Origin of the sequence: Pseudomonas sp. AAC (genome assembly GCF_000725445.1) — a bacterium.
Taxonomy (GTDB): Bacteria; Pseudomonadota; Gammaproteobacteria; order Pseudomonadales; family Pseudomonadaceae; genus Pseudomonas; species Pseudomonas citronellolis.
Map to the genome: position 1 here is coordinate 317,067 of NZ_KL647099.1, position 18,059 is coordinate 335,125.

Consider the following 18,059-nt stretch of genomic DNA (forward strand, 5'->3'; position numbering starts at 1 on the left):
CCATTGCACCATCCTGGTGCGTTATCTCCCGGTGCGGCTTACTTGCCGGTCTTGATGGTGGTCCAGCTGCGGGTCATCAGGCGCTGGGTGTTGGCCGGCAGGTCCGGGAAGGCGTACAGCTTCTTCATCACCTCTTCCTTCGGATAGATGCCCGGGTCGTTGCGGATTTCCTCGTTCACCAGCGCGGTGGCGGCAGCGTTGCCGTTGGGGAAGGAGGTGACGTTGCTGATCTCGGCGATCACCTGCGGCTCGAGCAGGAAGTTGACCCACTGCAGCGCGCCTTCGGGGTTCTCGGCGTCCTTCGGAATGGCCACGGTGTCGAAGAAGGCGCCGGCGCCTTCCTTCGGAATGTTGTAGAGCACGTGGACGTTGTTCTTCGCTTCCGCGGCGCGGGCCTTGGCCTGGTAGACGTCGCCCGAGTAGCCGACGGCGACGCAGATGTTGCCGTTGGCCAGGTCCGAGATGTACTTGGAGGAGTGGAAGTAGGTGATGTACGGGCGGATCTTCTGGTACAGCGCGGTGGCCGCCTTGATCTCCTTCGGATCATTGCTGTCGGGCTTGTAGCCCAGGTAGTGGAGGGCCGCCGGCAGCATCTCGGTGGGCGAGTCGAGGAAGCTCACGCCGCACTGCTTGAGTTTCTGGATGTTCTCGGGCTTGAACACCAGGTCCCAGGAATCCACCGGGGCGTTGTCGCCGAGCACGGCCTTGACCTTGTCCGGGTTGTAGCCCAGGCCGATGGTGCCCCACATGTAGGGGATGGCGAACTTGTTGCCCGGGTCGCTGATCTCGAGGGTCTTCATCAGGTCCGGGTTGAGGTTCTTCCAGTTCGGCAGCTTGGACCTGTCCAGCGGCATGTAGACGCCGGCCTTGATCTGCTTGGCGAGGAAGTTGTTCGACGGCACCACCACGTCGTAGCCGGACTTGCCGGCCAGCAGCTTGGCTTCCAGCACTTCGTTGCTGTCGTAGACGTCGTAGACGACCTTGATGCCGGTGGCCTTGGTGAACTTGTCGACCGTGTCAGGGGCGATGTAGTCGGACCAGTTGTAAACGTGCAGCACTTTGTTGTCCGCCTGCGCCATACCAGCCACAGCGCCCGCCAGAGTCACGGCGAGCAGGGTCTTGCCGAAGGTCTTGAACATGCAGGTTGCTCCGATTTTCTTCTATCCGTGCGTAAGTTGGGTCTTCCGCACGGATCGACAGCAAGAACCATTCCCGATAATGGCCCCCGGCCATTTACCGGCGGCCGGCCCCCGGCGGCTCTAGCCTGGCGCCAAGGGGCGGGAGAAGGGCAGGCGGGCGCGGCGACGGAATCCCGGCGCGGGCTGTTACAAGGCGTACCGTCGTGCCAGGTGGCTCAATCGAGCCGGTAACGCGCGAGGTCCTGCGCGGAAAGCACGCGCATGCGCCCCGGCTCGATGGCCGCCATGTCGTCCAGCAGGGCGACGGGCACGTCCATCTCGCGCAGGTAGGCGGCCGGGCTGTAGCGGCTGGCGCCATCGGCCAGCCAGGAATCGCCGCCGGGGAAGTAGGGACGGTGCAGGCCGACATAGCCGCGCACCCGCCGCGCATGCCCGGCGGCCAGCAGGTAGACGCAGGTGCCCTGGCACACGCTGTTGCGCGGCACCCAGGTATCGAACCCGGCCTCGCGCAGCAGCCGGCCCATCTTGATGGCCTCGCCCAGGCTGCCGCCGATGGAGTCGAGCAGGGCGATCCTGCGGGCGAACTTGCCGGGGTTGCGCTTCAGCCCCTGCAGCAGGCGCTCGTAGTCCCCCGGCGCGATGTCCTCGGTGACGCGCACCGCCAGGGTGAGCCCCAGCGACTTGTTCTGCACCGGCGCAACCTCGACCCGCGCGAACGCCGCCGTCGAACACAGCACCGAAAGACCGAGCACGGCCGCGCGCACCAGGGTATTGCCCATGAACCTGCCTCGCCTTGAACCCAGCGGGAAATCGATGGGAGCGGAAGATACCGCCGATGCTGGCATTTGGCATCCCCCGGCACAGCCGAATCGGCGAATGCCCCGAAGTGCAGCACCAAGGCTTCACTCCGCCCGCGCCTTCTGGTAAAAAGGCACCCCCAAGCGGGCGTCGTATAATGGCATTACCTGAGCTTCCCAAGCTCATGACGAGGGTTCGATTCCCTTCGCCCGCTCCAGATTCCACGGGCCTCTCAGCGGCCCAGCGAGACCTTCGCGAACAGCTGGGGGCCGTTTCGGGGGCCGTTTCTGTGAGTCTGTGCCAGCGTGCGCCGGTGTGTGTGCGGCAGAGTGGACCAGGCTTACAACCCAGCGGCCGAAGGCATGACCTTCGTTTTATGTTGACCCATCGAAATTGGGTAATTTTGGTAATTTCATTTTTGAAATGCCGTTTTTCCATTTGTTTTCAATGGGTTGAAACGATTTCTTAAAGATAATAATAGGGTAATTTTAGGGTAATCGAATTACCTTTCCCCAAGGTAAGTTTTCGGTTTTATCAAACCCTTGTAAATCAATCACTTACAGAAAAATTACCTTTCCAATTACCTCAAATTACCTTTCAAGGTAATCGTCCAAAGCCAGTAACGACGCGGCTTCCAGGGGTGTTCGAACCCCGAATTACCAAAATTACCTTTTTCCGAGGCCTCAACCGAAAACACGGCCTGGGACAGCCCTCTGCCGCGCCCAGGAAAAGGGGGCTCCGGTGCAGGGATTCGCAGGTATTTCCCACCGCCGAAACGTGCAGCCAGCGCCCAGCCTGGGCCGCCTGGAGGGCTGCGCAGGGGTGAAGAAAAAGTGCCCCCTTTAGCCCGCAGGCGTGGCGGGGGGACGACTGCGCGCGCCGGGTGCTGCCAGGCCCTGTCCGGCCGGAAATACTGGCTGTCCATACAGTGCTTTCAGCCCCCTCATGGCCCCCACCCAGCCCCCGACTGGCCCGCCGGTACCGGCTGCTCAACGATGCCGGCGAGCGCATGCGCAATCCCCCTGGCGTGACACACACCACTGGTCGCCAGCCCAGTAAAAACGGGGCTTTCAGCCCGTTTCTGCTGGCCTTGGAATGGTGGAAGTGGTATGTTTTAGTGGGGTTTTTCGTATTGCTGAACGGCGAAAATCCTCGCCTGCAGGACAGAAAAAAGCCGCCTCGAGGGCGGCTTTGTCGTTTCAGTCTGGCGCTACGCTGGCAAGGCGGACTCGCGGAACCGCATCACCTCTTCCCCCACCCAGTCATTCACCTGGCGCAGCCGCGCCTGCAGCGGCGCCAGTTCGTTCGCCTCCCACACCGCCTTCGCGTCCGTGATCGAGCCGAAGCCGCCGGCATTCTGCGGCACCACACCCAGCAGCTGCGGGTAGACGCGCAGCGCGGCGAGCTGGTCGTCGCGACTGATGTTCTTGATCGCCCCGAAGTCGTCCTTCGCCGCCACCTCGCTGACCGGGATCAGTTGGATCCCCTCCTTCTTCCCGTTGGGCGCGTAGATGAACAGGTTGCGGAAGTTGCCCGGGCCCTTTGCGTTCTTCAGTGCTGTGCGCAGGTTGTCGATGTCTGCCTGGTCCTGTGCGGCGTCGGTCATGTAGAGGATGAAGCCGGCGTGACTGCCGTTGTCAGACTTGATGAGCGAAGCGGCGCCCGCGCCGGCAGCGGTGATCAACGCCTGCGATCCCAGGTACTGCTGGGCGTTGCTGCGGCGCTCGCCCGAGACGCACGGGATGCCGTAGGGATCGCTGATCCAGCTCAGGCCGTCCAGCAGACTGGTGCTGTCCTGGCTTCGACTGCGCTTGCCGTCTTCCTCCGGCACCGTGCGGATGGTGCCGTCGCTGAACACGAAGGTGATGGAGCGGACCTGCCCACGCACGCACGAGAGCGTCCAGTCGCCCGAGGCCGTGCCGCTGACCACCGCACCGGCCACGTCGGGAATCTCGATGCCGTTGGCCGCCAGGTTGTCGGCCCCGATCAGCACCTTGAAGGGAAACGGGTCGTTGACGGTGCCGTCGATGGGAATGCGCCCGATCAGCGCGGTCATGGCGACCGAGCCCATGAGTGTGGCATTGGCGGGCACCGTATAGACCGCCCGGGTGGTGTCGGCAACGGCCTGCGCCGTCCTGTCTCAGCAGCCACTTCAACAGGGGATTACTCCTCATCGGACGTCCTCCCCGCAGCGGCGGCCGGCGGCAAGTTCGTGCCGGCATCGATGGGGCTGAGCACCGGCATCAGGGACTCGGCCAGGCCGCGGCCGCGCGTGACCAGATAGACCATCGTGGTGTCGGTCGAAGCGCCCGCTGGCCCCAGGTCGGGATGCTGGAAGGTCGCGGCCACGAAGTCGCCTTGCAGCGCCCTTGGATCGAGATCGATACGGTGAGGCGAGGTGTTGGTCAGGCGCACCGCGGTGACCCACTGGTCTTCGAGTCGCCAGGCTGCCAGCGCCCGCGCCTTGAGCGGCAGCGTTGGCAGCAGTGTGTCCAGCGCGAGCGGGCGCCGCAGCGGCACGCGCCCGATGCCGGCCACGGGCTCGACGGTGCGCAGCGGTGCGTAAAGGTTCTGCGCAGCGTAGCGCGTCAGGACAACGGCTACCGGCGTCTGCCGACGCTTGGCGGGTTGCGCTGCTTGGCTCGGACCGGCGGCGGTGTCTTTGCTGGCCTCCGCGGCGGCGTCCTGCAGGACGATGCGTACAGGCTCCAGCGGCTGCTCGCCTTCCCGGGCGTCCGTGGCGGCGATGTCGACCAGCACGATGGCACCGGATTCCACGTCCTGCAGTTGCAGCCGCGTCGGCGCGATGGTCTCGCTGGCGCGCAGGTAGATGGCTCCACCCGCGCTCTGCACGCGCAGCCGCTCGCCCAGGCTCGGGGGCAGGCCGACACGCACGTTGCGGTCGATGAAGACCACGCGCTCCTGGCCGACGACCAGCGGGACGGCCAGCGGCAGCCGCTGCCAGCGCAGGATCTCGATGGCATGGCTGTCCGGTACCAGGCCGAAGCCAAGGGCCAGGCTCGCCACGATGGTGAAGACGTGGTGTTTCAAGGGTTGCCTCCCTGCGAAAGGCCGCCGCCGGGCGTGCCGGACGGAGGCACTGCCTGCGACGGTGCCTCGATCCGCTGCGGCGCGCCGTCATAGCAGTCCAGCGCAAGGCCGAAGGGGTTGCGCGGGGGATCGACGTCCAGCTGCACTACTTTCAGTGGATAGCGCACCAGGGCCCGCTTGACCTGCTCGGCGCCGTAGTACTCGTCCGCGCTGACATCGAGCGTGACGATCCAGTCGCGACTGGAAACCGTCTTTACCCGCATCGTGGGGTTGTCGCCGAAGCCGCGCCCCGGAATCTCGTAGATGCCGCGCACCCGCTGGCGCAGTTCGCCGCTGCTGCGCCGGTGCTCGTAGTCCTGGCGCAGGAAGGCCTGGCAGGCCGGTGTGAAATAGGCCGACAGCGCGTGGAGGTTGCGCGGGTAATCCTGTTCGCCATCCGTCGGCCAGCGCTGGACCTGCTGCCAGACGTAGAAGGCGAAGGCATAGACACTCTCGGGCGGCACATCCCACCAGGCGCGGGTGCTGCCCGAGCGCAGATCGGGGGGCACATGGATCGTCAGTTGCCTCCCTGGCGCCCGAGCAGGGTGAACAGCCGGCTCAGGTTCATGCCGATCAGCCAGTCGGCGCGCGATCGGGCGAGTGCGGAGAAATACAGTGGCAGCGTCTCGGCGGACGGTTTGAGCGCGCCCAGCGCCTTGCGGATCGACGCATCGTTGAGCGCCGACAGCCACAGGCGCTGAATCGGCCCGTGGTAGCCGCACAGGTCGATGATCTCGCGGGCGATCATCTCGCCCTCGCGGTTGGCGTCAGTCGCGATCACCAGTTCGCTTGCCTTGGCGACGAGTTGCCGCACGACCTTGAATTGCGCCGCGGTCGCCGCCTTGGGCTCGACACGCCAGCGCTCGGGAAGAATGGGCAGTTGCTCGATGGCCCAGCGCTTGTATTGTTCGCCGTACCCTTCGGGCGGAACCGGCTCGACCAGATGACCGATGCACCAGGTCACGACGACCGCGGCACCGCTGTAGCAGCCGTTGCCGCGTTGGCCAGCGCCCAGCACACGGGCAATGTCCTTGCCCTGGGACGGTTTCTCGCACAGGAATACGCGCATGAAGCCTCCTCGGAAATATGCGGTTCATCGGATGGGCGTCAGCTTGGCAGGGCCAGGAGATGCCGGCAGCAAGGAAGCCGATTGAAGCAGGCGCCGCTTTGTGATCGGCAGGCAGTCCGTTGCCGCAGCGGTGCGCATAGACCGCAGGATCTGGCGCAGCAAGGACGTCGTTTCGGGAGGGGCGGCTGGAACTCCGTGGACGACCTTGGAGCCCCCCCTGGGGATGGCTCGCTGGTGCATCGCGGGCGCATGACGGTTGCTACAGCCGCCCTCGGGGGAACGGCGATGGGCGAATTACTGTCCGGCGGCGGGCCTGGCGCTGAGCGCCACCGACTCGATGCGGTACGGCAGGATGCCCACGCGCCGCGCCGCGCCGCGCCTCGACCTTGAACGTGACGCGCTCGTTCTCGTCGGCGTCCTTCCATTCGTCGCGCACGGTGCGGCCCTCGACCAGCACCCGCATGCCTTTCTGGTACAGCGTCTTCCAGTGCTCGGCGTCGCGATGCCACAGCTCGACCGGTGCCCAGTAGCCGCCGCGATCTTCGTACTCGCCGTCCTTCTTCGGGATTGGGTTGTCGAAGTAGACGTTCAGGCGAAGCAGCCGGCGCGGCTCGTCGTTGCCGTTCGGAAATTCGCGATAGTCCGGCGCAGAACCGATGTTGCCCTCGCCGACGAAGTGCGTGCTCATGGTGACTCCTTGGTGGTGGGTGGAACGGCCGCGGTATGCCCGTGGACACGCCGCAGGTAAGCCGCTTCCGCCTGGGCGGCCTTGCTGGCGCATTCCAGGGCTTGGCGAGCGATGCTGTGGGTCAGGCTGATCTGCATGTTCAGCACGATGCGCTGCAGTTCCATCGCGTACAGTTCGTCGATCAGCGACGCCGGCGTCGCGGGGTTGGCCAGCAGGGCCTCCCACAACGACACGCCCATGGAGGAACGGTCCAGATTGCGCCAGCGCAGGAAGGTCGTCCCTGCGCCAGTGGCCTGCTGGGCCAGTTGCACGTCGAGCAGGCTGAAGGGGTAGGCGCGCGCCTGGGGCAGCACGCGCCGCTGCGCCAGGCCAATCACGTCGTCGCGCAGCGCTGCGCACTGGCTGGCCCAGGTCTCCAGACTCCCCTTACCCTTAAAAGGCTGTAAAAGGCCTTTTAGGTAGCCTGCGTGTTCCAGCCGCTGGAAGTCCGCCTGTTCCAGCGCCACGAAGCGCGTGGAGTGGCTGATGGGGGGCGATGCGGTCATGCGCCAGCCCCCTTGTCGCCCGCCGCACCATCGGCTGCGCCGTCCGTGGGAACCGGCGCATCGGGCTCGATGGCAGGCGCAACAGGCGGCATTCCGGGCTTGGTTGTCCGCCGCGCGATCGGTGGCGCGAAGCGCGAGCGGCGCGTGCCTTCCAGCACGTCCTGCGGCAGTTCGCCGAACTTCTCCAATGCTGCTCTCGCCGCGGCGTTCTTCGCCGCGAAGTCGTCGCGCGTCGTGCCCGAGTAGCGGTACTGCTGGGCCAGCGAGAAAAGGCTGCGCAACGCGTGCGCGCCATCATTGAGCCAGCGCTCCAAGGTGCTGCGGTCGATCAGCGCCGTGTGGTGCGCCAGGATGAGTTTGCGTGCCAGGTCGTCGTAGTCGGCCAGCAGGTACACCGCCATGAAGCCGAGTTGGGCGTTCACGAACAGCGGCAGCTTCACTGGCTGCACGTTCATGTTCTCGCCCAGCGACAGCGCCGGGGGTACATCGGCCAGCGCCTGGTCCACCTGCTCGCGCAGCGCCTGCAGCGTGCTCTTGGTCTGCTCCAGCTTGTCTTCGATACGCAGCATCCAGAAATCGGAGTACGGATCATCCTGCTCGGAACCGCGCTTCATCTTGTTCATCGCGCTGATGAAGCCGTTGAGGCCGATGATGCCGGCGCGTCCCTCCGCCGGTGCGCGGCCGTGCCAGATGCGCGAAGCGTGATGAGTGTGCAGCGTCAGCGACATCGCGCTGCGCAGCGATCCGAGATTCAGTTGCAGGGGTTCTGTGCGTTCGTTGGCCATGGGAGCGACTCGCGGTGAAGGGGCGAGTCGCCAGCATCGGCATCGGCAGGAAGGCCGTCAGTCAACAAACCGCAGCCCATGCGCGCCCGGTTTGTTCCGCACGGAAGGCTGTGTGTGCCGGCTATCCCCTGGGGATAGGTGTGCCGCAGGAGGTGCCGGTTATTCCCAGGACGCCTCGGGGTCGAGGTGTCGTGCCAGCTCCATCGTGTCGTGAAGCACACGACCGACGACGGTCACGTCGGTCTCCGTGCGGTAGATCAGGAAATGCCGCGGCCGACGTACGATGCCGCTATCGGTGCGGCCACGCTCCCGGCTCAAGTGCAGATGCCAGGAGCGCACGCCGTCGCCAAGCTCCGGTCGTTCGATACTACCGGGCCGGTCAGGTTGGGCGGAAACATCGCGCAACGCGGCCACGATCAACGCCTCGTAGCGCTTGCGTGCTACGTCGCCGAAGTGTTCGTGCGTCCAGGCCAGGATGTCGATGAGGTCCGTCTGTGCCGCAGCGGATAGTCGATATCGCGCCATCAGCGAGCTGTCTGCACCCGACCGGCGGCTTGTTGCCCCAACTGCCCGATGAAGTCTTCGAGCTTGTCATCGTCCACATCCGTATAGCGGCCGGCGGCCACATCGGCCCAGCCCGTCTTGGCGGCTTTCTGCAGCGCCTTGAGCTTGGTTTCTTCGAGTTGCTCGCGCCGCTCGATCAGGCGCAGGCCTTCGCGCAGCACTTCGCTCGCGTTCTGGTAACGCCCGGACTGAACCAGGGCCTCGACAAAAGCGTGTTGATGCTCACTGAGCACCACATTGCGGGTGGGCATGGTCTTGGCCTCCACGATGAAACAGCGTCAGAATAGCAGTGTTGGCATTTTATGCCAATGAGCCTCCCGGAAGGCTCCCTGTCCCAGCCATCCCCTGGGGATAGCCCGCTCGGTCAGGGGTCGCGCAGCGCCGCCCGCAGCCGTGCCAGGTGGGCACGCACCACCTCGGGGGATGCCGGTGCCGGTGCCGGTGCGGATGGCGGTGGACGAACTGCTGGCGCTACTGTGGCACCGTCGCCCGCCCACGCCTTGAACTCCCCGCGGATCGCCTTCTGGATGATGCCGAAGAGATAGCCGGCCGGGTTGCGCACCGCGCCGTTTCGGCAGCGTGCCGCCCACTCGTCGAGTACGGCCTGCCGCTGGGCCTCGTCCACCTGCTGCAGTGCCACCAGCGCACCGGCCTGCTGCTCGTCCTTCAGGCGCAGGAAACGCTCGGGTAGCCGCAGGTTCTGCAAGGCCCTCGCGCGCGGTACTGTACGTACTTCATTTATACGATCACTACGTACTGTACGGTCCTCCTTCGGAATCCGAAGAGAGCCGTCCGGCGCGGGTTTCGGCCCTGCTTCGGATTCCGAAGACGGGCGCGCAGCATTCCGAAGATGGGCTTCCTGGCCTTCTTCGGATTCGTGGTCCGCACCCTCCTGTGGATAACCTGGCGTCGTCCGGCCATGCAGCGCCATGCGCTGCGCCAGCACCTGCAGGCGGGTCGGCAGCGTGCGGCCGCTGAGCAGCGGGTCTTCGGCAATCTCCTTGAGCGTGTTCATGCCCACGATCTGCACCGCCTTGGCGGCATGGGTCAGCGCCTGGCTGACCAGGCCGAGGTAGTCGGCATCGAGCTGCATCGCCTCGAAGGGCGACAGCGGTTCGTCGTGCAGCACATAGAGGTTGCCTTGGATGCGGCCGGTCTTCGGGTCGCGCCGTCGTCGCACCAGGCTCAGCCAGCGCGTCAGCCGCAGCAGCGTCAGGGCGCGCGCCACGGTCTCGTGCGATGCCTGCGCCCCGCAGGGCATCGAGGCCAGGTAGGGGCGCAATTGGTCGTAGGTGGGAAAGGCGGTCACGCCGTCGTCGTTGAGCTGCAGGCGGAACACCTGCCAGGCGTTGCGCTCCAGCGGGGTCAGGCGCCGGTCGAGGAACAGTCGGCGCGGCACGCTCTCATGGCGGTTGCCGCTGTAGAGAAACCCGTCCTGGCTTGGCGCCGTGCCCTGCGCCGGTTCCTTCGGCTCAAGGTGCCGCAGCGCCTCGTCGAACACCGCCGACAGCGCAACCGGGTCTTCGCGCCGTGGTGCGCCGGCCGTGGTCATGGCTACACCAGCCCCTGGTCGATCCAGTTCCGTATCGCCGACCAGATCACCGACATCGGCAGCCGGTTCATCCCCCTGGCGAGATCGAGGATGCGGCGCTCGAAGCGTGACAGCCCCGTCCACTGGATGGCCGCCTCGATCGGACGGTAAAAGACCTTGGCTTGGGGGCCGGATGAAGGTGGCTTTCGCATGGCTGCTCCCTGGTAACCGGATTCAGGACATCTGTTTCCCTCGTTGATTGGAATCGCTGCCGGCACGCACCTTCACGGCGCGAGACGGTGGCGGCTTGGCTTGTGGGAAAGGCCGGGATGACGGATGTTCACCAGAGCAGCCGCCTGTCGATATGGCACTTGTCCACCAGCACCGAGCCTCTGCGTGGCGGTATGCTTCAAGGGGTTGACTGCTCATGGCAGGATGGCTCGATAACGAGGTTTTGCTACAGACGCCATCAAGGCGAAAGACGGATTCGGTCTTCTCGCGTTAGAGCCTGGTCGTCACCGGCATGCAAGACAGCGACGGTCTGTCAGCAGACACGGTTCGGGCGGAATCAGGTGTAGTGATGCCGCTTAGACGGGGTGCGACGAGGTTTCGGGCAAGACTCCAGCGGTCTGCCTCCAGATCGACAAAGCATGCCCCCCGTTTCTCGCACGCGTGCGAAAGAGCCGTTTGGTGGCTCCTGCAACGCAATCGAGCGGTGAAGAGGCGAGATCACCCGTCGGATTTCAAATGGTGCTGGCAGCCCGTTGTTACCTCCCCCGAACAGGACCGCTCGCAATGGAACAGCGCGGTCACCGGAACTGCAAGGGGCAGGCATGGGCTGGATTGACCGCCCTCCATTTTTGCGTTCAAATATGAACGATTATTTGGTAAATAAGCTCATATTTGAGGCCGTAAAAGATGTCTTCTTCCGAGCAAAAGCGTTCTGGCGCGCAGGTGGCGATGCCGCAGCCTGTCGCGCGCGCATTGCGCCGCCTAGGGCAGGACATCTCGGCGGCGCGGCGCATGCGCCGCCTGAGCCAGGAAGACCTTGCTCAACGCATCGGCACGTCCCTGAGCACCGTCAGGCGCATGGAAGATGGCTATCCCGGCACCGCGCTGCACACCTTCCTGCGCGCGCTGCACGTGCTGGGCCGGCTCGATGAACTGACCCAGGCGATGACCCTGGAGAACGACGCGCTCGGCATGGAACTGGTGCGGGAGCAACTGCCGCAGCGGGTACGCACCTCTGCCGGCAGGAAGCGGCAGGCAGCCCCCGTCGTCGACAAAGGCGATGTGCCCGCGCCGGCCGATGACCTGAAGGGATTCTGATGGCAGCGCCTCGGCCCACACGACGTCCGGACCTCGAAGTCCACCTGGGGGCGAGCGGCCTGGTCGTGGGGCGCCTACATCTGGGCAGCGGCCGGCGCAGCGCGTTCAGCTACGACGAAGGCTGGCTGCGGGATGCCCGTTTCTTCACGCTGTCGCCCGATCTCCAGCCGGTGGCCGGCGTGCAGCACCCCCGGCAGGTGTTCTTCCTCGCGCTGGAGGACACCGCGCCCGACGCCTGGGGCGAGCGCGTGATCCGGCGCGCCCATGCGAAGCTGCGGCAGGAAGACCGCGACACGCCCGCCCTGGACCCGGTGGACTTCGTGATGTGGGTGGATGACGAGGCGCGCATCGGCGCGCTGCGCCTGTTCGATCCGCAATCTGGCGCCTACCTGCGCGCCGGAGGAGCGAATCGGCGTGTACCGCCCCTGGTGGAACTGGACAAGGTGCTCCACGCGGCCCGCGCCCTGGAAGACGGAACGGAAAGCGTGCAGGACCTGCGCTACCTGCTGGGGCAAGGCACCTCGCTGGGTGGTGCCAGGCCCAAGTCCACGGTGCGCGATACCGATGGACGCCTGGCGGTCGGCAAATTTCCCAGCCAGGCGGATCGGCGCGACGTGATCCGGGGCGAAGTGCTGGCCATGCAACTGGCGGACGAGGCCGGCATCCGCGTGGCGCCGGTGCGCGTGGAAGTGATCGGCGGCACGGCGGTCGCCGTCATCCGGCGTTTCGACCGCACCGACGACGGCGCTCGCATCCCCTACGTGTCGGCCGCGACGATGCTCCAGTCCGATGGCCGAGACGCGACGCATGCCTACACCGAACTGGTGGATGTGCTGCTCCAGACCGGCGCCGATCCGATTGCCGACATCCATGAGCTGTGGCGCCGGCTGGTCTTCAATTTCCTGATCTGCAACACCGACGACCACCTGCGCAACACCGGCTTCCTGTACGACGCGCGCCAGCGCGGCTGGCGCCTGTCGCCGGCCTTCGACCTGAACCCGATGCCGGGCGACCGTCGGGAGAGCAAGACCTGGCTGACCGAGGATGCGGGCGTCATCGATAGTCGGGACATGCTGATGGCCGCGGCGCCGTATTTCAGGCTGGATCCAGCGCAAGCGGGAGCGATCTGGAACGAGGTGGCCCAGGCCGTGGCGGGCTGGCGCGCGGTGGCCCGGGGCTTGGGCATGCGCGGCACCGACCTGCTGGACTTCGAGCCGGCGTTCGTCGAATCGACCACGCCCTGACAACGCCGGCAGGAAATGCCGCTACGGCCGGAAATCGTCCCGGACTGTTGCGACCAACGCCGCGCACAGCCAGCGATAGCCGATGCGTTCCTGTTCCAGCCGCAGTTGTGGCCGGATTCGATCACCGCGCAAGTCGTCGTAGAGAGCGGGTTCATCATCGACCAGTCGGGACAAGGGCAACGTATGGCGTTTGTCGAGGGGCTCCTCACCCCATTGAAGTGCGTGGGCCATCAGGGTGGAGCGGTCCATGAGAAACGAAGCGGCCAGCGGGAAATACTTGCGCAGGCTGTCCAGAATGGCAAAGCCATGGGTATCGATGTCTCCCCAATAGTGCAGAGAGGCGCGATGCAGCCAGTCGGCCCGGGCGAGCGCTCCCCAGCCATAGCCAGCACCGAACACGACGATGGCACCGGACACCGGCGGAAAGGCCAGGAAGTTCACCTCGTTTTCGGTGATGAAGACACGCTGCGCAGGCAGTGCGAGCGCGGCGAAGCTGTCCTCATCCAGGGTGATGTCGGTCAGGCCGGTGCAGCCGGGAAGTTGGGGCAGTTGCGGATCGAGCAAGCGCAGGCGGATGCGAACGGGCTTTTCCAGAAAGCCGTAGCGACGGGCAAACCCGGTCATCCCGGTTGCAGCAGGCTCAATGGCTTCAGTCGGCAAGGCCAGGTCCAGCCACTGAGCCAGCGTACCGCGATGCGCTTCAATGAACTTGCTGTCCACGCCCGGAGCATCGACCTGCCGAAGATAGACGCCGGGGCGCGGATGGGTTTGCACCCAGGCCACCACGGCCAGCAGGCGCGGCCAGTGTTCGGCCAGTGCCAAGGTCTGCAACGGTGCTCTGTGCAGCCACGGCAGCAGTGCGGGTTGCGCTTCGGCAGTTTGCTGCCAGAGCGCCTGGAATCGGTGGGTATCGCCGGTCTTACCGATCATCGCCAGCGCGTCTTCCAGTGTATCGATCCAGAGCGTATCCGGCAGGCGCTGCCGTCCCTGCACCCGGTGCGTCCACTCGCGCCATTCGATGCGCACGAGTGGCATGGCGCTGATGTCGCGCACCCAGCCGCGCACGGCATCGAAACGGTTGCTGAGATCGGCGGCGGACGGCGATTTCAGCGACAGACGCAACGGCCAGCCCAGCGTGCCGTCGCCGACCACGGCACGCAGCAACTCGCCGCGCTGCCACAGCCGTTCGATCTGCGCGCGAAGGTCGGCGGGCTGGCTCCATGTCATACAGCGCCGCCCCTGGCGGCAGCCTTCTGTGCCCGGTATTCCTCGATGCTCAGGCTGCGCAGCCGCGACTCACGGCCGCCTTCGTTGTGCACGAAGCCGACGCTGGACACGTATGGCTCGATGATGTGGATCTTCTGCAGCGGCGTGATGATCAGCAGTTGCAGGTTGAGCTGGCGGAACAGTTCCAGCCCATACTGGGCCGATTCATCCGAGCCGCGCCCGAAGGCTTCGTCGATCACGACAAAACGGAACGAGCGAGAGCGCACCGCCCCCCATTCCAGGCCGAACTGGTAGGCCAGGCTGGCGGCCAGCACGGTATAGGCCAGCTTCTCCTTCTGCCCGCCGGATTTGCCGCCGGAGTCGGAGTAGTGTTCGTGCTCGGCATCGTCCTCGCGCCAGCGCTCGCTGGCGGAAAACAGGAAGCCGTTGCGCACGTCGGTCACCTTCTGCATCCAGCGCCGGTCGATCTCGGCCAGTCCCTCACGCCCCCGGAAGCGGTCGATGATGGCTTTGACCTGCAGGAACTTGGTCTCGGAATACTGTTCGTCTTCCGAGCCGCTCAGCGCGCCTTCGGTGCAGGCACGCAGATCCTGCAGGAAGTCGCGGATCTCCGCATCGGGGCTGGGTTGCGCCAGCAGCCGGATGTAGCGTCCGGGGTTGTAGTCGATCACCTGCAAGGATTGGTTGATGACATCGACCCGCTCCTTGATCGTTTCCCGCTCGCGCGCGAGCTGGGCATTGAAGTTGGCGATCTCGTTGATGGTATTGACGTTGAGCAGTTCCTTGAAACGCGCTTCGAAGCGCGGCAGGTCGTCGTGCTGCAAATCCTTCATCAGTCGCTCGAACTCGGGCAGCGCGGCCAGGCTGATGTCGATCTCGGCGGTCTCTGCCTTGAAGGCCTCCTTGAAACCGCGCATGGCGTTGATGATGCGTTCGGTCAAGCGTGAGAGACGCTTGTCTTCGGCATCGATGCGCGCCTGCAAGCCATTGCGCACGTCCTGTTCGCGGTTGTCGCAGGATTCCACCGTGAGCTGGTGGTCGCCCAGGACTTCGGCGCGCCAGCCCTCAAGAGATTGCAGCAACATGTCGTCGAGTGCGGCTTGCGTCTGGATTTCGAGAGCCTGCGCATGCTGTGCCTGGGCAGTTTCGTGTTTGCTGCGGATTTCTCCGCGTTTGCCTTGTGCTTCGCCAAGATCGTCTTCGATCTCCTTCAGGCGCTCAACGACCTGCGCCAGTTGGCTTTCCAGTTCCCGCAGGGTATCGGAGGCCGCCTTGAGGCGGTCGCGTTCCTCGGTCAGCCGGGCAATCTCGCGTGCCGGTGCCTGCCAGTCGATTTCGCTGTAGCGGGTGAAGACTTCGAGCTTGGCCAAGGCCTCCAGTTGCGCCTGGCATTGCCCGCGCAATCGCTGTGTGTTGGCAATGCGCAGACCGATGTCGCCCAGTTGCTGTTCCAAGCCCTCGCGTTCGTCGCGCAAGATGCGCAGCTTGTCGGCGTTGCTCCAGCCCAGCACGTAGCGGCTGCGGTCGTCGATGCGGCGGCGGTCGTCCTTTTCGTGGCGTCCGCTCGGGTCCTTGATCTGTCCGGCGCGGGTGATGGCGCGGGTCTCGCGGCGGAACTGCTCGGTGTTGTCGCAGCAGGCCAGGTCGAAGCGGTGGTGCAGTTCGCGTTCCAGCCAATCGTAGTGCTGCGTGTCGGGCTTGATGAGCAGCTTGCGCACCAGCGACTGGGGGGGCAGGCTGACGGCCTGCGTGGACTTGCGCGCACGCACGTGGAAGTACACCAGACGCGTGCCAAGGTGCTGGCGTTCCACCCAATCGGCCACGTCCTTGTAGTGCACATCCGGCACCAGCAGGGACAGGCCGAAGCCATGCAGCAGGCGTTCGGCCGCGCCCTCCCAGTCGCGTTCGTCCTCGCGCACCTGGATCAGTTCACCGGCAAAGGGCAGGTCTTCCTCTGCGATGGACAGGGCGGTGCACAATGCCTCGCGGATACGCACTTGGGCCGCGTCGATATTGCTCTTGCGACGCGCAAGGCTGTCGATCTCGTCGCTGAGCGCTTTGTGTTCTTCCTGACCCCGCCGCAGCGCATAGCCGTCTTCATTGATCTGCGTATCGTGGTCCGCAATGCTTGTACGCAGCGCTTCGGCGTGTTCTCCGATGGTGGATCTTTGTGTCATGAAAGCAGCTTCGTCTCCCGGCGCTGCTTCGCCAATGCACGTCAATAGCGTGGTGTACGCGTCGGCTTTCTCCTGCCGTTGCTGTTTCTCGGCCTCCTGCTGCTGAATGGCGGCAGCGAGTTGTTGCAGCCGGTCGCCGCCGTTCTCGCGCAGTGCGCCTTCGAGTTTCCCCTGCTCGATTCGGGCGTTGTCTCGTTGCTCTCCCAATTGCTTGATGCGGGCATCCCAGCGCGTCGCATCCTGAGTCAACAATTCCAGGCGCCTCTCCAGCAATGCTGCCTTCAAACCGGCAAAGTACGGGCGTAATGCATCGCGTCCTTGGCGCAGCGCCTGGATCTCGCCGGTGATTTGCCCGTGGCGAAGGCCATCCTCCACCAGCGGAGCCAACAACTCGATCTGGCGCTTGGCCTTGAGTACCGACTGGTGGGCGCGGTCGAGGTCATCGAAATGGCCGAGCAGTGCCTCGATGCGGCGCCCTACGTCGAACGGTTCGAGCATGTGGCTGCGCACGAAATCGGTCAGATTGCCAACCGATTTCATGGAAACCGTCTGATGGAACAGTTCCAGTGCCTGCTCGTGCTCGATGCCGAAGCGGCGGCGGAACCAGGCGCCGTAGGGCGGGAAGCTGTCGTTCAGTTCGCAGCCCATCGCGCGTAACTTCTTGCGCAGGCCGTTGATGTCGCTGCCGAATCCGGAAAAGTGCTCGGTGATGGACAGTTCCCGCTCTACAGCCACGAACAAGCGCGCAGGCTGGCCCTGTGGTTCGCGAAACCAGAAGACTTGCGCCAGTGTGACCGCCTGGCCGTAGCCTTCGTTGCGGAATACACCCAGGATCACGCTGTAGCTGGTGGTGTCGCGTAGCGCCACCGGGCGGGTGCTGCCGGTGGTTTCGTTGCGCTCGCTCTTGTAGTGGCCCAGCACGTAGGACCGCAGTGATCGTTCACGCGTCTCGGCGCCTGCAGCCTTGTTGTAGGCGATGCGTTGCGCCGGCACCAGCAGCGTGGTGACGGCATCGACCAGGGTGGATTTGCCCGAACCGATGTCGCCAGTCAGCAGGCCGTTGCGCCCATCGAGTTCATAGCGCCAGACACGCCGGTCGAATGTGCCCCAGTTCAGGACTTCCAGCCGCTGCAGGCGAAAGCCGACGCGGCTGTCGTCGGCCACGAAATCGAGCTCCTGTGGCGAAAAATCGTTCATCGGCCGGCTTCCTTGTCGCGATCGGCACCTGACAATGCGGTGCGATAGCCCTCCAGGCGTGCATCGAAGTCGGCCAGCCACTGTGCATCGACGAACGCCTTGAGGATGCGCCGTACCTCGTAGCGAGTTGCCTGCTGAGCTGCGCCAGCAGCGGGCTTGAGCTTGCGCAGATAACCCAGTTCCACCACCTTGGTGATGGTCGAATCCACTTGGTCGATGAGGCGCGCCTCGTTGGTGCCGTCCGGCAGGAACACGCGCATCAATTCGGCGATCTCCTCGCGCGACAGCACCAGCCGGGTATCGCCGCCGCTGGCGTCGGATTCGGCCATGCGCTTGCGCAGCAAGGCCAGCATCAGGCTGACCGGGTAGGACAGCGGCCGTCGCGCGATCAGGCGTGGCGGACGGGGTGTGGCGTCCGCATGCTCCGGCTCCGGCTGACTTTTGAGGAAGGCGTAACCCTCGGCTTCGTCCAGTACCAGATCCAGCAACAGCACCGCCGCCTGCTCCCGCACCCGCGCTTGCAGGCTCAGCAGGCTGGCCCACAGGCGCTCGTCGTCCTGAAGGTACAACACGCCTTTGAGCAAATGCACCATCAGTTGCGAGAGTTCCGCGACAACGGGCGGGCGGGACTCGGTACTGCCTTCTGGATCATCCTGGTGCATGTCGTTCATGGCTC

General features: G+C 65.0%; 13 protein-coding genes, 1 tRNA gene and 5 pseudogenes. 3 read left to right on the forward strand and 16 right to left on the reverse strand.

The features are described from left to right. Nucleotides 1-38: 38 nt before the first annotated feature. Together FG99_RS22725 and FG99_RS22730 are read right to left on the reverse strand one after the other, a co-directional pair. Entirely contained in the window at nucleotides 39-1,139 is a 1,101-nt protein-coding gene (locus FG99_RS22725) for a polyamine ABC transporter substrate-binding protein (protein ID WP_009618079.1), read from the reverse strand. A 215-nt stretch (nucleotides 1,140-1,354) separates the two neighbouring features. Next, nucleotides 1,355-1,918 (reverse strand): COG3904 family protein, encoded by a 564-nt coding sequence (locus FG99_RS22730; protein ID WP_051879125.1) that lies wholly within the window; start codon nucleotides 1,916-1,918, stop codon nucleotides 1,355-1,357. A gap of 162 nt (nucleotides 1,919-2,080) precedes the next feature. On the opposite strand from FG99_RS22730, the gene FG99_RS22735 reads away from it, so the two are divergent. Next, nucleotides 2,081-2,154, forward strand: a tRNA-Gly gene (locus FG99_RS22735). A gap of 1,404 nt (nucleotides 2,155-3,558) precedes the next feature. Here the strand turns inward: FG99_RS22735 and FG99_RS32205 are convergent. The 11 genes and pseudogenes from FG99_RS32205 to FG99_RS32530 all read right to left on the reverse strand — a co-directional run. Next, nucleotides 3,559-4,062 (reverse strand): annotated as a pseudogene (locus tag FG99_RS32205) (TIGR03752 family integrating conjugative element protein); the annotation flags it as partial. Nucleotides 4,063-4,100: 38 nt separating this feature from the next. Beyond that, nucleotides 4,101-4,988 (reverse strand): TIGR03749 family integrating conjugative element protein, encoded by an 888-nt coding sequence (locus tag FG99_RS22750; protein WP_043272435.1) that lies wholly within the window; start codon nucleotides 4,986-4,988, stop codon nucleotides 4,101-4,103. Then, nucleotides 4,985-5,554 (reverse strand): annotated as a pseudogene (locus FG99_RS22755) (PFL_4703 family integrating conjugative element protein); the annotation flags it as partial. The gene FG99_RS22750 and the pseudogene FG99_RS22755, both read right to left, overlap by 4 nt. Further along, a pseudogene (locus FG99_RS22760) lies at nucleotides 5,551-6,096 on the reverse strand (toprim domain-containing protein); the annotation flags it as partial. The pseudogenes FG99_RS22755 and FG99_RS22760, both read right to left, overlap by 4 nt. Nucleotides 6,097-6,390: 294 nt before the next feature. After that, nucleotides 6,391-6,784, reverse strand: a pseudogene (locus tag FG99_RS22765) (single-stranded DNA-binding protein). Continuing rightward, nucleotides 6,781-7,329 carry a DUF3158 family protein gene (locus FG99_RS22770; protein ID WP_009618235.1) on the reverse strand — a complete coding sequence of 183 codons (549 nt, stop codon included), beginning with the start codon at nucleotides 7,327-7,329 and terminating at the stop codon, nucleotides 6,781-6,783. Before FG99_RS22770 ends, FG99_RS22765 begins: the two are co-directional and overlap by 4 nt. Further along, complete coding sequence (locus FG99_RS22775) at nucleotides 7,326-8,114, reverse strand: PFL_4669 family integrating conjugative element protein (RefSeq protein ID WP_043272437.1); 789 nt, start codon at nucleotides 8,112-8,114, stop codon at nucleotides 7,326-7,328. The genes FG99_RS22770 and FG99_RS22775 overlap by 4 nt, the downstream gene beginning before the upstream one ends. A gap of 159 nt (nucleotides 8,115-8,273) precedes the next feature. Further along, a complete protein-coding gene (locus FG99_RS22780) occupies nucleotides 8,274-8,639 on the reverse strand; it encodes a type II toxin-antitoxin system RelE/ParE family toxin (protein WP_043272438.1) in 366 nt (121 codons plus the stop codon). Continuing rightward, nucleotides 8,639-8,929 carry a type II toxin-antitoxin system ParD family antitoxin gene (locus tag FG99_RS22785; protein ID WP_009618238.1) on the reverse strand — a complete coding sequence of 97 codons (291 nt, stop codon included), beginning with the start codon at nucleotides 8,927-8,929 and terminating at the stop codon, nucleotides 8,639-8,641. The genes FG99_RS22780 and FG99_RS22785 overlap by 1 nt, the downstream gene beginning before the upstream one ends. 113 nt (nucleotides 8,930-9,042) lie before the next feature. After that, nucleotides 9,043-10,230 carry an STY4528 family pathogenicity island replication protein gene (locus tag FG99_RS22790; protein WP_043272439.1) on the reverse strand — a complete coding sequence of 396 codons (1,188 nt, stop codon included), beginning with the start codon at nucleotides 10,228-10,230 and terminating at the stop codon, nucleotides 9,043-9,045. Between the two features lie 2 nt (nucleotides 10,231-10,232). Continuing rightward, nucleotides 10,233-10,319 (reverse strand): annotated as a pseudogene (locus FG99_RS32530) (coproporphyrinogen III oxidase); the annotation flags it as partial. A gap of 808 nt (nucleotides 10,320-11,127) precedes the next feature. Between FG99_RS32530 and FG99_RS22800 the strand changes: the two are divergent. Together FG99_RS22800 and FG99_RS22805 are read left to right on the forward strand one after the other, a co-directional pair. Continuing rightward, nucleotides 11,128-11,538 carry a helix-turn-helix domain-containing protein gene (locus FG99_RS22800; protein ID WP_009618242.1) on the forward strand — a complete coding sequence of 137 codons (411 nt, stop codon included), beginning with the start codon at nucleotides 11,128-11,130 and terminating at the stop codon, nucleotides 11,536-11,538. Next, on the forward strand, nucleotides 11,538-12,782 hold the full coding sequence (locus tag FG99_RS22805; RefSeq protein ID WP_043272441.1) for a type II toxin-antitoxin system HipA family toxin: 1,245 nt from the start codon (nucleotides 11,538-11,540) through the stop codon (nucleotides 12,780-12,782). The genes FG99_RS22800 and FG99_RS22805 overlap by 1 nt, the downstream gene beginning before the upstream one ends. A 21-nt stretch (nucleotides 12,783-12,803) precedes the next feature. Here the strand turns inward: FG99_RS22805 and FG99_RS22810 are convergent, their stop codons facing one another. Genes FG99_RS22810 through FG99_RS22820 form a run of 3 tightly spaced genes read right to left on the reverse strand, consistent with a single transcriptional unit; the run spans nucleotide 12,804 to nucleotide 18,054 of the window. Continuing rightward, the gene (locus FG99_RS22810; RefSeq protein WP_043272442.1) at nucleotides 12,804-14,009 is read right to left on the reverse strand and encodes a DUF3322 domain-containing protein; all 1,206 of its coding nucleotides are present in this window, start codon (nucleotides 14,007-14,009) and stop codon (nucleotides 12,804-12,806) included. Continuing rightward, nucleotides 14,006-17,383 (reverse strand): ATP-binding protein, encoded by a 3,378-nt coding sequence (locus FG99_RS22815; RefSeq protein WP_043272443.1) that lies wholly within the window; start codon nucleotides 17,381-17,383, stop codon nucleotides 14,006-14,008. Before FG99_RS22815 ends, FG99_RS22810 begins: the two co-directional genes overlap by 4 nt. Further along, nucleotides 17,380-18,054 carry a DUF4194 domain-containing protein gene (locus FG99_RS22820; protein WP_043272444.1) on the reverse strand — a complete coding sequence of 225 codons (675 nt, stop codon included), beginning with the start codon at nucleotides 18,052-18,054 and terminating at the stop codon, nucleotides 17,380-17,382. Before FG99_RS22820 ends, FG99_RS22815 begins: the two co-directional genes overlap by 4 nt. Between the last annotated feature and the right edge of the window lie 5 nt (nucleotides 18,055-18,059).